The sequence below is a fragment of the Streptomyces sp. NPDC088746 genome (assembly GCF_044751065.1).
GTDB lineage: Bacteria > Actinomycetota > Actinomycetes > Streptomycetales > Streptomycetaceae > Streptomyces.
This window is the reverse complement of the sequence record NZ_JBIVLA010000014.1, coordinates 75,611-90,791: the sequence shown is the minus strand read 5'-3', so window position 1 is coordinate 90,791 and position 15,181 is coordinate 75,611. Positions and strand designations below refer to the sequence as shown.

The following is a 15,181-nucleotide window of genomic DNA, read 5'->3' as shown; positions in this document are numbered from 1 at the left end:
GGCCCGTTCGGGGTGGGGGTTGTTTTTTCTTGGTTTCGACCCACCGGGCGGCGCCCCCCGCCCACTCCGCCGCGTGGTGTTGCCGGGGGGGTGGCGCCGCCCCCACCCCCGCCCCCCCGCCCGCTGGGTGGTGGTGACCGGCCCGCGCTGTCTACGGTGCGGGCCATGAGCTCACTCACCCTCCGGCAGGCCCTCGTGGGGCGCCGATACCTCCTCGGCGCCTGGCCGTGGCGCGCGGCCCTGTACCTGCTGAGCAGCGTCCCGGCGGGGCTGGCCCTCCTCGTGTCCGTCCTGCTGCTGGCCGTGGTGGGCGGCGCTCTGACCCTGGTGCTCATCGGCCTGCCGCTGCTGCTGACGCTCGCCCTCATCGGTGTTCCCGTGGCCGCGGCCGAACGCCGCAGGCTACGGCTGATCGATCCCGCCCCCCTCGGCGATCCGCACCGGGCGCCGGCGCGCGCCGGTCTGCCGGCATGGCTCCGTACGCGGCTCCGGGAGCAGGCCACCTGGCGGGAGTTCGGCTACGCGCTGCTGTTCGCCGGGGTGCTCTGGCCGCTGGAGGGCGTGCTCGTCGGGGGTGTACTGACGGTCTGCGGGGGGCTGCTGGCGGCGCCGGTCGTCATGGCGGTGGTCACCGGCGGCGAGGAGGTGCGCGTACTGAAGCTCTATCTGGCGGACTCGTATCCCCAGGCGTTCGCGCTCGCCCTGCTCGGGCTGGTCCTGCTGCCGCTCCTGGCTTATCCGCTCGGGTGGGCGGCGGTGGCGCGCGCGGCACTGACCCGGGCGCTGCTGTCCTCGGCGGCCGACGGGCTCGACGCCCGCATCGAGGAGCTGGGCCGCTCCCGGATGAGGCTGGTGGACGCCTTCGAGGCGGAGCGCCGCCGGATCGAGCGCGATCTGCACGACGGGGCGCAGCAGCGGCTCGTCGCCCTCTCGATGACGCTCGGGCTCGCCAGGCTGGAGAGCCCGGCCGAGCCGCTGGGCGGACTGCTGGCCAAGGCGCACGAGGAGGCGGGGGAAGCCCTGGTGGAGATCAGGGAACTCATCCGGGGCATCCACCCCCAGGTCCTCACCGACCGGGGGCTGGCCGCGGCGGTCGAGGACGTCGCCGACCGCTCGGCCGTACCCGTCGAGGTGGACCTCGACATACCCGAGCGGCTGCCCCAGCCGGTGGAGACCGCCGTGTACTTCGCCCTCTGTGAGGCGCTGGCCAACGTGGCGAAGCACAGCGGGGCGGACCGGGCGTGGGTGACGGGCCGGGACGACGGCGAGCGGCTGACCGTCGAGGTGCGGGACGACGGGGCGGGAGGCGCGGCGACCACCGGAGGGACCGGGCTCCAGGGGGTCGCCGACCGGCTCTCCGTGCTGGACGGACGGCTGCTACTGTCCAGCCCGGCCGGGGGGCCGACGGTGCTCCGGCTGGACGTCCCCCGGGCCCCCGCTCACCTGATCGAATGAGGGTTGGATGCTGCGCATCGTGCTGGCCGAGGACAGTGTGCTCCTGAGGGAGGGCCTCGTAGGCCTGCTGGAGAGGTTCGGCCACCAGGTGGTGGCGTCCGTCGGCACCGCCGGCGAACTCACCGAGGCCGTCGCCGAACACGGCCCCGACATCGTGGTGACGGATGTGCGGATGCCGCCCGGCTTCTCCGACGAAGGCCTCCGCGCCGCCGTGTCCCTGCGGGAGACCCGGCCCCGGCTGCCCGTCCTGGTCCTCAGCCAGTACGTCCAGCGGGCCTACGCCGAGGAGTTGCTCGACTCCTGCGACGGCGAGGGAGTGGGCTACCTCCTCAAGGAACGTGTCGGGAAGGTGGAGGAGTTCGTCGACGCGCTCCAGCGGGTCGCCGAGGGCGGAACGGTCGTCGACCCGGAAGTGGTGCGTCAGCTCCTGAGGCACCGGCGCGACCCGCTGGGGCGGCTGACCGCGCGGGAGAGGGAGGTGCTGGCGCTGATGGCGGAGGGCCGGTCGAACGCCTCGGTGGCCGAGGCGCTGACGGTCAGTGAGGGCACGGTCAGCAAGCACTTCGGCTCGATCCTCACCAAGCTGGACCTGTCCCTGACCGACGCGACGAACCGCCGGGTCCTCGCGGTGCTGGCCTACCTGCGGAAGTGACCCGCGCCCGGACGCCGGCGGGCCGCCGGCAGGAGCGCCGTCAGACCGCCAGTGAGGCGACCAGCTCCGCCGCCTCGTCCAGCACCGCCGTCTCGTGCGCGGTGAGCCGCGGGTCCGCCGCGCGCAGGGCGGTAGCGCGGGCGAGGGCGTCGGCGGGCACGCCACCGTCGTCCGCGAACCGGGAGAGCAGCGCCGCCAGCAGCTCCCGGAGCTGAGCGCCGGCGGGGAACGACGGATCGAGGGCGACCTGGGCCAGGATCACCGAGGTCATGGCCCGGTCCAGCGCGGGCGGGCCCTCGCCGGCCGTCAGCCAGTCGATCACCATGGGGCCGTCGGGGGTCATGATGACGTTCTCCGGGTGCAGGTCCAGGTGGAGGATCCGGTCCTCCGGGTCGTGGGAGAGCCGCGGAGGGACCGCGTGCAGCTCCCGCAGGAGCCGCGCCAGCAGCTCCGCGCCGTCGCCCTCGGTGACGGCGCCCGTCATGAGCGCCTCGGCCAGCGTCGGCCCGGTCAGCCGTTGCATCACCAGATCCGCGGGGCGCGCCTCCCCGGCCGGCGGACCGATGCGGGGGACGGGGTAGCCCGAGGCCGAGAGGTACGACATCACGGCCAGTTCACCGGTGGCGTCGATGCCGTCGCGGTAGCGGCGCAGGACCCAGGGGCCGTCGAGTGCGTACACGTCGGCGGTGCGTCCCGAGCCCAGGAGTGGGCCTATACGCATGAGGGGCAACCTACCCGCGTCGTCGCGCCCGGGGGAGTCACCAGCGCATGTGAACATCCTCGGCCCAGCCCAGCAGCTGCTCAACGGCGATCTCGGCCCCGTCGTCGGTACGGATCCGGCCGTTGTAGCGCCCGAAGCGCTGGTCGGTGCGGTTGGCGATCAGACCGACGTCCGTGTGCACGGCCCGGTTGTGGAACGGGGTGAACGTCAGGTCCACCTGGCCGGACGAGGGCGTACGGAGGGTCCAGGGGGCCAGCGGGTCGGAGACGGACCACTGCCAGTCCAGCTCCTCGCCGATCTTGGTGAGCCGGCCGTCCACGCAGAGGCCGTTCTCGGTGGAGCCGGTGCCCTCCGTCCAGCGGCCGCCGAACTGGAGGCCGACCGTGTGCCCGCCCGTGCGGCCGGACGCGGCGCCCCAGTTCCAGTCGACCGTACGCGGCCAGCGCCCGCGGCCGTGGTCCAGGACGGCCCAGGTGTCGTCCCCGCCGAACGTCAGGAGATCGCTGCCGATCCGCACCCGGCCGGAGGCGGGGAGCGCGGTGTGCTTGGAGGTGTACTGGAAGCGCTGCTCGCTCCACGGCACGACCACGGAGAGCGACTCGTGTCCTTCCGGCCGCGACACCAGGAGGCCGACCTCCAGCGGCAGCCGCTCCGGGGTCAGACAGCGGGCCCGGAGCCTCGTGCCGGCGTTCTCGTCACGGATCTCGACGCGCACCTTGCCGCCGGTCGGGCGGGCGGGGCCGACGACCACGTCCTCGGAGCCCGGGGCCCCGGCGACGGTGTCGGGGAGGTGGACGCCACGGCCGGCGGGGACGATCGAGGAGCACTCGAACTCGCGTCCTCCGGGGCCGAATTCCAGCACGTAGACCGTGTTCAGTGCCAGGAAGTCGAGGTCGCTCACGGTCAGGGCCACCAGATGCGTGGGCGTGGTCACGCACCAGTGTTCCCACCGCTTCGTCCTGCCCCAGCCGCGCAGATTGGCCCGGTGCAGCGGCTTCCTGGACCAGCCGACCGCCGCCGGGTTCAGGCTGCCGTCGGACAGACAGAGGTCGACGGGCTCGGTGATCTCGTGCTCGTGCGTCGCCATGGCCGGAGCCTATAGCGGTGCGGCGCCCCGCCCCGGCACGGCTCCGGCGCGCCCCATAACGCGGTGGGAGGGGGCGGACGGGATCTCCTGTCCCGGGCCCGCGCGCGGCTACGTTTTCGGCAGTTCGCCCCCCGGGCTCCGCTCCCCCGGAGCCCGACGCCCCCCGAACACAAGGAGAGTGACGTGGAGACAACCGTGCTCCGCAGACGCGCGTTCGCCGCAGGAGCCGCCGCCGTTGCGGTGGGCGCGCTCGCCCTCGCCGGTCTGACCGGTGTCGCCTCGGCCGGCCAGGCGGGCGGCGCCGTGCCCGCCGCCGACCGGCTCTCGCCGGGACTGATCGAAGCCATGAGCCGTGACCTCGGTCTGGACGCCGACGAGGCCAGGGCCCGGATAGCGGACGAGTACCGGGCGGCGGCCGTCGCGGCGGCGCTGGAGAAGTCCCTCGGCGCGGACTTCGCCGGAGCCCGGCTGAGCGACGGGGCCGACGTCCTCGTCGTCGCCACCACCGACCGCGCCGACGTCGGCCGGATCACCGCCGCGGGAGCCCGCGCGGAGGTCGTCGGCCACAGCCTGGACCGCCTCGAAGCCGCCAAGGCGGCGCTGGACGCGGTGGCGCTCGAGAAGGCACCGAAGGACGTGCCGTCCTGGTACGTCGACGTCCGTACGAACCGCCTGGTCGTCAACGCCGGCCGTACGTCGGCGGCGGACAGCTTCCTGGCGGAGGCGGGGGTCTCCCGCGATCTCGTGCGGGTCGACCGCTCCACCGAACAGCCTCGTGCCTACGCGGATCTGCGCGGCGGCGACGCGTACTACATGAACGGCACGGGCCGCTGTTCCATCGGCTTCCCCGTCAAACGCGGTACGCAGAACGGATTCGTCACCGCAGGGCACTGCGGAACGCCGGGCGTCACCACCACCGGGGTCAACCAGCAGGCCCAGGGCTCCTTCCAGGGCTCCACCTTCCCCGGCCGTGACTACGCCTGGGTCGCCACCAACGCCAACTGGACGCCCCGCGCCCTGGTGAACGGATACGGGAACGGCGATGTGACCGTCGCCGGATCCACCCAGGCCGTGGTGGGCTCCTCGGTCTGCCGCTCCGGTTCCACGACGGGCTGGCACTGCGGCACGATCCAGCAGCACGGCAGCAGCGTCACCTACCCGGAGGGCACCATCTCCGGCGTGACCCGCACCAGTGTCTGCGCCGAACCGGGTGACTCCGGCGGCTCGTTCATCTCGGGCAGCCAGGCGCAGGGCGTCACCTCCGGCGGCTCCGGAAACTGCTCCCAGGGCGGTACGACGTACTACCAGCCGGTCAACCCGGCGCTCGCCGCCTACGGACTGACCCTCGTCACCAGTGGTACGCCGACCGACCCGCCCACCGATCCGACCGACCCGCCGACCGACCCGGGCGGAACCTGGGCCGCGGGATCGACGTACGCCGCCGGCGCGGTGGTGACGTACGGCGGAGCGAGCTACCGCTGTCTGCAGGGCCACCAGGCGCAGGCCGGCTGGCAGCCGCCGAACGTGCCCGCGCTCTGGCAGCGGATCTGACGGCCTCTCCGCGCACTAGGCACTCAGCCGAGGCTCACAAGACACACGCGTCCGAGGAAGCCCCCGTACACCGAGGAAGCAGCCATGACCGAGAGTTCATCCTCCGAGGCCGGCCCTCCCGGCCGCCCGATCAGCCGCAAGAACCTCCTGCGGGCCGCCGTCGCGGTGAGCGCCGTGCCCCTGATCGCGGGCGGGGGCATCGCCCTGGCCCGTGACACCGGTGCCGGCGGCGCTCCCCTGGCGCTTACGCCGGCCTGCGACGACGGGGACGATCCGACCCCCGAGCAGATGGAGGGGCCCTACTTCAAACCCGACTCCCCGCTCCGGACCAGCCTGGTGACGTCCGGCACCCCCGGCACTCCGCTCACGGTCAGCGGTTATGTGTTCGGCAGGGCCTGCACACCACTGACGGGAGTGCTCCTCGACTTCTGGCAGGCGGACGCCGGCGGGGCGTACGACATGAGCGGGTTCGCCTTCCGCGGGCACCAGTTCACCGACGCGAACGGGGCCTTCACGCTCACCACGGTGGTGGCGGGCCTGTATCCCGGGCGCACCCGGCACATCCATGTGAAGGCCCAGGCGCCGGGGCGCCCCGTGCTGACCACCCAGCTCTACTTCCCGGGTGAGCCGCGGAACGCCACCGACGCCCTCTACGACCCGGCGCTGCTGATGAACGTGCGCACCGCGGGGTCCGGGCGGCAGGGCACCTTCGACTTCGTGCTCGATGTCGCCCAGCAGCCGGACCCGACCGATCCGCCCACCGATCCGCCCACCGACCCGCCGACCGGTCCGCCCTGGGCGGCGGGAACCTCCTACCGGTCCGGTGACCGGGTGACCTACGACGGCGTCTCCTTCCGCTGTCTGCAGGCACACTCGGCCATCGCCGGGTGGGAACCGCCGCGGGTCCCCGCGCTGTGGGAGCGCGGGTAGACACACGGCAGCGGCCCGGGCCGGGACTCCATTCCCGGCCCGGGCTTCCGGCCTGTCGCCGTCCGGTGCGCTCCTTCAGGGGTGTCGCCGTGGCGCCGCTACTTCGCGTCCGAGTAGCGCTCGACGACCGCCGTGCTGAACGGGAACCGCACCGGTGTCTCCCCGAACGTGACCCGGCCGGCCAGCTCCCCTGCCTCGCGGATCGCCTCCACCACCGCGGGCGCCTCCCCGGCGGGGCAGTGCACGATCACCTCGTCGTGCTGGAAGAACACCAGCTCCGCCCGCATCCCCGCGGCGGTGAGCCTCTGCCGGAGCGCCGCAAGGAGCAGCAGCGCCCAGTCCGCCGCGCTTCCCTGCACCACGAAGTTGCGGGTGAAGCGGCCCCGCGCCCGGGCGTTCGGCGAGGCGTAGCCCGGGGTGAAGCCGTAGGTGCCGCTGCCCTCCCCGGCCGGCGGCTCCTCGCTCTCCTGCGGGATGCCGGCCTCCCCGTCCTCTCCCGCTCCGGCGGCGGGCGGGCTCGTGCGCCCCAGCCAGGTGCGGACGAGGCGGCCCTCCTCGCCGGCCTTCGCCGCGTCGTCGACGTAGGCGACGGCGTGCGGGAACCGCCGCCGCAGCGCCGCGAGGTTCTTCAGACCGTCGCCCGAGGTCTGCCCGTAGATCGCGCCCAGCAGCGCGATCTTGGCGTGGTCGCGGTCGCCGTGGAACGCCCGGTCGGACAGGGCCTTGTAGAGGTCGCCCTCGTGTCCGGCCACCTCCATCAGGCCCCGGTCGCGGGAGATCGCGGCCAGCACCCGGGGCTCCATCTGGTCGGCGTCCGCCACCACCAGCCGCCAGCCCTCGTCGGCGACGACCGCTTGGCGTATCACCTTGGGGATCTGCAGCGCCCCGCCGCCGTTGGTCGTCCAGCGCCCGCTGACCGTGCCTCCCGGCTGGTACTCGGGGCGGAAGCGGCCCTCGCGCACCCAGTCCTGGAGCCAGCTCCAGCCGTGGGCCGTCCAGACGCGGTACAGCTTCTTGTAGCGGATCAGCGGCTCCACCGCCGGATGGTCGAGCTCCTCCAGCTCCCACCGCCGGGTCGACCTGACCTTGATACCGGCCTGCGCGAACGCCTTCACGACATCGGCCGGCAGGTCGGGCCGCACCCGTCTGCCGAATGCGGCCGACACCTCCTCCGCGGCCTCGGCCAGTCACCGGGGCTCGCCGCCTCCCGCGTAGCGCTCGCCGAGCAGGTCGTCCAGCACCTCTCGGTGCACATCGGCGCGCCAGGGGAGCCCGGATCTGTTCATCTCGGCGGCGACCAGCATGCCCGCGGACTCGGCGGCCGTGAGCAGCCGCATCCTCCCGGGGTGCTCCGTCGTCTCATGACGGCGCAGCTGCTCGGCGTAGACCTCGAGCAGCGCTTCGAAGGGCAGATCGGTGCCGGAACGCGGCTCGAAGAGGGAGGACTGGGAGCCGGGCTCCGCCGAGCGGGGCGGCGGATCGGGCGGCACCGGCGCACGGCGCAGCCGGGCCCAGGCCGCCGCCGCGGAGCGGGGCTCCCCGAGCCGTCCCTCGTGGCCGAGCAGCAGCAGCTCGGCGCACTCGATGTCGTAGCACCGCTCGACCCGCACGCCCGCGGCGAGCAGCCGGGGGTAGATGCCGGCGGTCGAGCGCCAGACCCAGCGGGTCACCTCGGGCCGGGAGCGGACGGACTCGACGAGGTCGGGCTCGGCCAGGACGGGACCGGCGGGCAGGCCGTCGCGCGTCAGCGGCGCGAGGAGTGCGCCGCCTCCTTCCGCGGTGGCCAGAGCCCAACGTTCGGTCATGGGCCGAGTCTCGCACCCGGCACTGACAGCGGGCCCGGCTCACCGGGCGGGCGCGCCGCCCCGGCTCACCGGGCGGGCGCGCCCGACGGACGCGAGGATCGGAGTGAGGTGCGCGCGGCGCGCTCCGGGACCACGGCAGGCGGCGGAGGAGACGGTGATGGAAGCGATCGTGTACGAGGAGTTCGGCGGGTCCGAGGTCCTGCGTCCGGCCCGGGTCGAGGACGTCCACGCCGGGCCCGGGCAGATCCGGGTGGCGGTCAGGGCCGCCGGGGTCAATCCGATCGACTACAAGATCCGCAACGGCTGGATGGAGGCCGCGTTCCCCACCCCGCTGCCCGCCACACCCGGCAGCGAGTTCGCCGGAGTCGTCGACGAGACCGGCGACGGTGTCACGGAGTTCGCCGTCGACGACGAGGTCCTCGGCCGCAGCACGACCGGCGCGTACGCGGAGTACGTCCTCGCCGACGTGGGATCCGTCGCGCCCAAGCCCGAGGGGCTGGGATGGGCGGAGGCGGCGGCGCTGCCCGTGGCGACCGCGACCGCCGCCCGGGTGCTCGACGAGCTCACGGTGGCCGCGGGCGAGACCCTGCTGGTGCACGGGGCGTCCGGTGCGGTCGGTTCCGCCGCCGTCCAGATGGCCGCCGCCCGGGGGGCCACGGTCATCGGGACCGCCTCACCGGCCAACCACGACTATCTGCGGGTGCTCGGCGCGGTTCCGGTGGCGTACGGGGACGGCCTGGTGGACCGGGTACGGGAGGCCGCGCCGCAGGGCGTGGACGCCGTGTTCGACGTGGCGGGCAGGGGCGCGCTGGCGGACTCGGTCGAGCTGCGCGGCGGTACGGCCGACCGGATCGCCACCATCGCCGACCCGGACGCGGCCCGTTACGGGGTGGCGTTCTCGGCGGGCGGCGGAAGCGGTCCGGACGAGGGCAGGCGGCTCGCGGAGTACGCGGAGGCGGCGGCGGTCGGCGCTCTGCGGATCCCCGTCGGGCAGACCTTCGCGCTCGGTGACGCGGCGAGGGCCCAGGAACTGAGCGAGGCCGGACACGTGCGGGGCAAGCTCGTCCTGCTTCCCGGGGAACACTGAGCGCCCGGCCGCGCGAGGGACAGCCCTTACGCTGGCACGATGGAATCGGTGATCGACCGGGCGTGTGCCGCGGCCCTGTACGCGGACGACGACGCGGGCCTGGACACCGGCGCCTCCCTCCTCGCCGCGGACCCGTCCGCCGACGAGGAGCTGCACCGACGCGGCCAGGAGTTCGTCCGGCGCGCCTGGACGCGCGGCTGGCAGCCCGCCGACGTCCTGCGGACCGTCCGCCGGGAGCTGGACGAGGACGGCGCCGCGCTCGCCTCCGCCCTGATCACGGGGGAGACCGCGGCCTACGCGCGGCTGCCCCCGCGCTGGGCGGACCAGCTCGCCGCCATGCCCGCCCCGGCGCCGCGCAACCGGCCCGACCGCTTCACGTACGCCTCCGCACTCCTGGAGCTGTACCGCCTGCTGCTGCGGCTCCCCGTCATCGAGCCGGTCGGGCCGGTGCCCGGCACGGCCGCCGACGCTCCGCACCGTCCGCCGGCCCACGGTGAACCCCGCATGCTCACCAGGATCCGGGCGCTGCTCGCCAAGGCGGAGGCGACCGGTTTCCCGGAGGAGGCCGAGGCGCTCACCACCAAGGCGCAGGAGCTGATGGCCCGGCACAGCATCGACGAGGCGCTCCTCGCCGCGCGTACGCACAGTGCCGACACCCCGGGGGCCGTCCGGATCGGGGTCGACCCCCCGTACGAGAGCGCCAAGGCCGTCCTGCTCGACTCCGTCGCCTCGGCGAACCGCTGCCGTGCCGTCTGGAACAGCGATCTCGGTTTCACCACGGTCGTGGGCTTCGAGCCGGACCTGGAGGCCGTGGAACTGCTCTTCACCTCCCTGCTGGTGCAGGGCACGGCGGCGATGACGAAGGCGGAGGCCGGGCAGCGGGCCGGCGGGCGCAAGCGGACCAAAACGTTCCGGCAGTCCTTCCTGATGGCGTACGCCCAGCGCCTGGGCAGCCGGCTCACGGCGGACACCGAGCGGGTCACCGCCGCGGCCGGCTCGGAGGCCGGCGCGGAAGGCCGCGACGGTGACGCCGGTGCCCTGCTGCCGGTCCTGGCGGCCCGGGACGTCGCCGTGACCGACACGGCGGAGCAGATGTTCCCGAGGACCACCACCACCCGGCTGCGCGGGGCGACCGACGCGGAGGGCTGGAACCACGGCACGGCCGCGGCCGACCGGGCCCGGATGGGCGGAGGAGGGCCGGAAATCCGCCGTTAGGCCGACGGAGCGGCACAAGTCGGGGTTGTCCGTCATCCGGCTAGTCTCGGTCCATGAGCTGGCTCCGGGCGCTGAAGGAGACCGCCCGCTCGGGGCTGACGATCGAGCGGCGGCGTCTCGAACCGCTCATCGCGTTGCGCGGCGCCGCGGGCCTCGCGCTCGTCGTCGGGGTGAGCCTGGTGCTCTTCGGCCCGGTGATCGCCGCCGGCTCCGCGTTCGGCGCGTACCAGGCGGCCATCGCCACCTTCCAGCGCAGCTGGCGCCCCCGGCCCGTGCTCGCGCTGGTCTCCGGAGCCAGTCTGGCCGTGTCGACGTTCGTCGGCTACGTCACCGTCTCCCACACCCTGCTGTTCCTGGCCCTGCTGGTCCTCTGGACGTTCACCGCCGGGCTGGCCTGGGCCGCGGGCCCGACGGGCGGCATCATCGCGGGCTCCAACGTCGCGATCATGCTGGTCACGATCACCCTGCCCACCTCCGTCGCCGACGCCGCCGCCCACGCGGCGATGATGGCGTTCGGGGGGCTCGTCCAGGCGGCACTGATCGTGCTGTTCCCGGTCCGCAGATGGGGGGCCCAGCGCGACGCGCTCGCCGACGCCCTGGCGGGTGAGGCCGACTACGCCCGCAGGCTGCGGCACGACCCGGTGGCGCCCTTCGACCCCGTGCCGCTGATGACCGCGCGCAACGCCGCCGCCGTCACCCCCCGCCAGGCCCGGCGCCGTCCCGCCGACCTGCACGGCGCGCGCGGGGTCGCCGAACGGCTGCGGCCGGTCCTCGCCTCGCTGGCGGACCCCGCCCTGGGAGTCCCGGCCGAGGGACCCGAACGCTACTGGGCACGGGAGATCCTCGGCGCCGCCGGCTCCCTGCTCGACTCCGCCGCCCGGGCGGTACGCACAGGCGACCCGGTGCGGCTGGACGAGACGGCGCTCTCGGTGCTGAAGTCCCCCGACACCGAGGTGATCCTCACGGGTCCGCCCCGCAGGGCCGCCGACCGGCTCACGTCGCTGCTCGCCGACGTCATCGAGATCGCCGAGGGGACCGGCACGGACGACAGGACGCCCGGCGAGCCCCTCGTCTCGCACCGGCGCCGGCCCACTCTGCTGAAGCTGATCCCCGTCGTCCTCAGCTCCATGCGCCGCGAACTGCGCCGGGGTTCGACGATCCTGCGCCACGCGGAACGGGTCTCGGCGGTGACCGCGGCGGGCTACGTCATCGGGCTGGCGCTGCCGTTCGGACACGGTTACTGGGCGCCCATGACCGCCGTGATGGTGATGCGCCCCGAGTTCACCCATACGTACTCGCGGTCCGTGGGCCGCTTCATGGGCACCGTGCTCGGCGTCGCCGTCGCCACCGGCATCGTGCAGGTCGCGCACCCGAACGCGGAGCTCTCCGCCGTGCTCGCCGTCGTCTGTGCCGCGCTGATGTACCTGCTGATGCGCACCGGATACGCGGTCGGCCAGGTCTGTGCCTCCGCCTATGTCGTCTTCCTGCTCGGGATGGCGGGCGACGACTGGTCCCAGACGGTGCCCGAGCGGGTCGTGCTGACCCTCCTGGGCGGTCTGCTCGCGATGGTGGCGTACGCCGTCTACCCGGCCTGGGAGACCCCGCGGCTGCGCGACCGGCTCGCCGCCTGGGTGATCACGGACGGGCGTTACGCGGCCACGGTCCTCGACCGGTACGCCGATCCCGCGTCCAGGACCCTGGAGGAGGTGCGCACCGCCCTCCTCACCACCCGGGAGGCCCGCGTCGCCTGGCAGGAGGCGCTGGAGACGGCCCAGCACGAACCCGTACGCCACCGGGGCATCTCCCGGACCTCCGCCGCGGACGCCCAGGACGCGCTCGCCCAGTTCGGCCGCGTCGCGATGCTCATGGAGGCCCATCTGCCCGCCGCCTCCGCCACCCCCGTACCCGAGGCCGCCGGGCTGGCCGACGCGCTGCGCCGGGCCACCGAGGAGGGCGCGAAGGCGGTGCGGGAGCGCCGCGTCCCGGACTGGGCTCCGGTCAAGGAGGCGCTGGCGCGCCGCGACGCCGCCGAGGGGGCGCCGCCCGATTCCTTCGTACGCAACGGGGCGACCCTGCTGCTCCGCGCCCTGGAGGACTTCTCGCGGGCACTGGAGATCAGCAGCGGACGGGCCTGAGGCGGGGGCGTTAGCGAGCGGGGACCTCCGGCAGGCCCGTGGGCAGCTCCGGTGTCCGGGGCCTTGTCACCGGCGGGATCGTCACCGCCGCGGGCGGTCAGGCCGAACACGACGAGGAGACCGGCGGCGGCAAGAGCGACGGAGCGCGGAAACCTGTCCATATGGGAGTTCCCCCTCGTGGATTCACTGCCGAAAGGCCGCGCCGAGCTACCAGGGGAGAAGAGAACAACTCCGGGAAACGGGAGCCGAATTGGCGTGCCGTTCGTCTGTTCCTCATAGAGGCGGGGGCGGGTGAACGGACGGACGGGCGGATCGGGGCGAAACTGTAATCGCGCGCGCACCCGGCGTGCACGTGCATCTGCTCATGCATTGGCATATGAACACAGCTATGATCCGAGCTAGTTGACACTTGCACCTTGCAACTCGGGGAGCGTCCTGTGCACCACGTGTACAACGGCATGGCGGCCACAGAGCTTCGCGGGGTCGTCTGGCAGAAGAGCAGACACAGCAACTCCCAGGGATCATGCGTGGAGTTCGCGAAACTGCCCGGCGGAAATGTGGCGATGCGGAACTCGCGTCACCCCGACGGGCCCGCGCTGGTCTATACGCCGGCGGAGATCGAGGCGCTGCTGCTGGGCGTCAAGGACGGGGAGTTCGACCACCTGACCGCGGGCGGCTGAACGCACGGAACACCGCAGTTGGGCGTACGGCGGCGCGATCGGGGAACGCCGCGAGCCGCGGCCCGGGCGCACGCCGGTACGCCCCGGGGCGCGCCGTACTACAGGCTGTCGGGGAACGCGTCGACCGGGACGGGGCGCTCCGCCGTCGTGTGGTCCGTCAGCCGGAACAGGGCCCAGACCACCTTTCCGAACCTTCCCTCGGGCGCGGTGTCGCCGACCGGTACGGGGGAGGGGTGCCAGCCCCAGCAGTCGCTGAACGACTCGACGAGGAACAGGCCCCGGCCGGACTCGGCCGAATCAGGCGCCTCGCCCGCGACCGGCCCCTTCTCGCTGGGATCGCGCACCGCGCACACCAGGCGCGAGGACCAGCGCATCAGATGCAGCCGTACGGAGGAGTCCTGCCGCTCCCGCGCCGTGTCGGCCGGAAGGGCGTGCCGCAGCGCGTTGGTGACCAGCTCGGACACGACCAGGGCGACATCGTCGAACCGTTCGCCCAGATCCCAGGAGTTCAGCGTCGTACGGGTGAACCTCCGCGCACCGCCCACCGCTTCGTACCGGGCCGGAAGCGTGCAGGAGGCCGAGCCCGCGACCGCTGAGGGGTCGATGGGCGGAAGCCCCTGCCGTAACGGCTCGAGCATCGTCGATCCATTCGTCCCCATGCGAGGCACTCCCGGGATTCGCGGCTGTAGCGGCACTGCTTCTAGCGGGCACTGCGGGTACAGCGGCACAACACGAACGAGCATGCAGGTGCGCGGGGACCATGGTTCCGAATGCGCACGGCAGATGCAAGGGCAGATGCACGTGCACGCGCGTGCTCTGCCCGATAGCGTACCGGTTCGAGTCATTTCTTCCGCTTCACAGTTTTGAAGCTTTCAGAAAGTCTTGCTATTTCTGTAATCGAATGAGTACGGGCTGAAGCGTTTTGGTGGCAGAATCCGCCTCCGGGGTTCGGGGGGACCCCGAAGTACGGGAAGCGATGGGGAGGGCTGGGAAGCCGGTGTCGGCAGGCGAGTCGAGTGGTTCTGTGGTGCGGCGCATCCTCCTGGGCTCACAGCTCAGGCGCCTGCGCGAGTCGCGGGGCATCACCCGTGAGGCGGCCGGCTACTCCATCCGTGCCTCCGAATCGAAGATCAGCCGCATGGAGTTGGGACGGGTGAGCTTCAAGGCCAGGGACGTCGAGGACCTGCTCACGCTCTACGGAGTCACGGACGAGGCGGAGCGGGACTCGCTCCTCGGTCTGGCCCGTGAGGCCAACGTGGCGGGCTGGTGGCACAGTTACGGCGATGTGCTGCCCGGCTGGTTCCAGACGTATATCGGACTGGAAGGGGCGGCCTCGCTCATCCGGATCTACGAAGTCCAGTTCGTCCACGGGCTGTTGCAGACCGAGGCGTACGCCCATGCCGTCGTCGCGCGTGGCATGCCCGGCGCCCCGGCCGCCGAGATCGACCGCAGGGTCGCGCTGCGCCTGGCGCGGCAGAAGGCGCTGGTCTCCGAGCGCGCCCCGCGCTTCCACGCCGTGCTCGACGAGGCGGCGCTGCGTCGTCCGTACGGCGGGCGTGAGGTGATGCGTGCGCAATTGCGGCATCTGATCGATATGTCGGAGCAGCCGAATATCACTCTCCAGGTGATGCCCTTCAGCTTCGGCGGCCACGCCGGTGAGAGCGGGGCATTCACGATGCTGCGTTTCCCGGAATCCGATCTGTCGGACATCGTCTATCTGGAGCAGCTGACAAGTGCGCTCTATCTGGACAAGGCCGAAGAAGTCGCCCAGTACGAAAAGGCCATGGTCCGGCTCCACGAGGACAGTCCGGGCCCCGAGGAGAGCCGGGATCTTCTCCGGGGACTCCTTCAACTGACGTGATT

The 15,181-nt window shown here is 73.1% G+C and carries 12 protein-coding genes and 1 pseudogene; 9 read left to right on the top strand and 4 right to left on the bottom strand.

Annotated features, from left to right (window positions below):
- The first annotated feature begins 165 nt into the window (after positions 1-165).
- Both ACIP63_RS36830 and ACIP63_RS36825 read left to right on the top strand, forming a co-directional pair.
- Positions 166-1,455, top strand: coding sequence for a sensor histidine kinase (locus ACIP63_RS36830; protein ID WP_401525000.1), 1,290 nt, complete (start codon positions 166-168; stop codon positions 1,453-1,455).
- A gap of 7 nt (positions 1,456-1,462) precedes the next feature.
- Positions 1,463-2,107, top strand: a complete 645-nt coding sequence (locus tag ACIP63_RS36825) for a LuxR C-terminal-related transcriptional regulator (protein ID WP_401524997.1) — start codon at positions 1,463-1,465, stop codon at positions 2,105-2,107.
- Between the two features lie 40 nt (positions 2,108-2,147).
- Here the strand turns inward: ACIP63_RS36825 and ACIP63_RS36820 are convergent, their stop codons facing one another.
- Both ACIP63_RS36820 and ACIP63_RS36815 read right to left on the bottom strand, forming a co-directional pair.
- Positions 2,148-2,828, bottom strand: coding sequence for a phosphotransferase (locus ACIP63_RS36820; RefSeq protein WP_401524994.1), 681 nt, complete (start codon positions 2,826-2,828; stop codon positions 2,148-2,150).
- 37 nt (positions 2,829-2,865) lie between these two features.
- Entirely contained in the window at positions 2,866-3,915 is a 1,050-nt protein-coding gene (locus ACIP63_RS36815) for a DUF2804 domain-containing protein (protein WP_401524991.1), read from the bottom strand.
- Positions 3,916-4,098: 183 nt separating this feature from the next.
- Between ACIP63_RS36815 and ACIP63_RS36810 the strand changes: the two genes are divergently transcribed.
- Both ACIP63_RS36810 and ACIP63_RS36805 read left to right on the top strand, forming a co-directional pair.
- Positions 4,099-5,466, top strand: a complete 1,368-nt coding sequence (locus tag ACIP63_RS36810) for an alpha-lytic protease prodomain-containing protein (protein WP_401524989.1) — start codon at positions 4,099-4,101, stop codon at positions 5,464-5,466.
- An 84-nt stretch (positions 5,467-5,550) separates the two neighbouring features.
- Positions 5,551-6,396: a carbohydrate-binding protein gene (locus ACIP63_RS36805; protein WP_401524987.1), complete on the top strand. Its 846-nt coding sequence runs from the start codon at positions 5,551-5,553 to the stop codon at positions 6,394-6,396.
- Positions 6,397-6,494: 98 nt separating this feature from the next.
- Here the strand turns inward: ACIP63_RS36805 and ACIP63_RS36800 are convergent.
- A pseudogene (locus ACIP63_RS36800) lies at positions 6,495-8,201 on the bottom strand (bifunctional 3'-5' exonuclease/DNA polymerase).
- Positions 8,202-8,358: 157 nt separating this feature from the next.
- Here ACIP63_RS36800 and ACIP63_RS36795 point away from each other — a divergent pair.
- The 4 genes from ACIP63_RS36795 to ACIP63_RS36780 all read left to right on the top strand — a co-directional run bounded on the left by ACIP63_RS36795 (position 8,359) and on the right by ACIP63_RS36780 (position 13,318).
- Positions 8,359-9,288, top strand: coding sequence for an NADP-dependent oxidoreductase (locus ACIP63_RS36795; RefSeq protein WP_401524984.1), 930 nt, complete (start codon positions 8,359-8,361; stop codon positions 9,286-9,288).
- A gap of 39 nt (positions 9,289-9,327) precedes the next feature.
- Positions 9,328-10,503: a DUF2786 domain-containing protein gene (locus tag ACIP63_RS36790; RefSeq protein ID WP_401524981.1), complete on the top strand. Its 1,176-nt coding sequence runs from the start codon at positions 9,328-9,330 to the stop codon at positions 10,501-10,503.
- 53 nt (positions 10,504-10,556) lie between these two features.
- A complete protein-coding gene (locus ACIP63_RS36785) occupies positions 10,557-12,638 on the top strand; it encodes an FUSC family protein (RefSeq protein ID WP_401524978.1) in 2,082 nt (693 codons plus the stop codon).
- A gap of 437 nt (positions 12,639-13,075) precedes the next feature.
- The gene (locus tag ACIP63_RS36780; protein ID WP_401524976.1) at positions 13,076-13,318 is read left to right on the top strand and encodes a DUF397 domain-containing protein; all 243 of its coding nucleotides are present in this window, start codon (positions 13,076-13,078) and stop codon (positions 13,316-13,318) included.
- Between the two features lie 98 nt (positions 13,319-13,416).
- Here ACIP63_RS36780 and ACIP63_RS36775 read toward each other — a convergent pair whose 3' ends face one another.
- Positions 13,417-13,956 carry an ATP-binding protein gene (locus ACIP63_RS36775; protein ID WP_401524973.1) on the bottom strand — a complete coding sequence of 180 codons (540 nt, stop codon included), beginning with the start codon at positions 13,954-13,956 and terminating at the stop codon, positions 13,417-13,419.
- A 338-nt stretch (positions 13,957-14,294) separates the two neighbouring features.
- On the opposite strand from ACIP63_RS36775, the gene ACIP63_RS36770 reads away from it, so the two are divergent.
- A complete protein-coding gene (locus ACIP63_RS36770) occupies positions 14,295-15,179 on the top strand; it encodes a helix-turn-helix transcriptional regulator (protein WP_356713820.1) in 885 nt (294 codons plus the stop codon).
- Positions 15,180-15,181 lie beyond the last annotated feature (2 nt).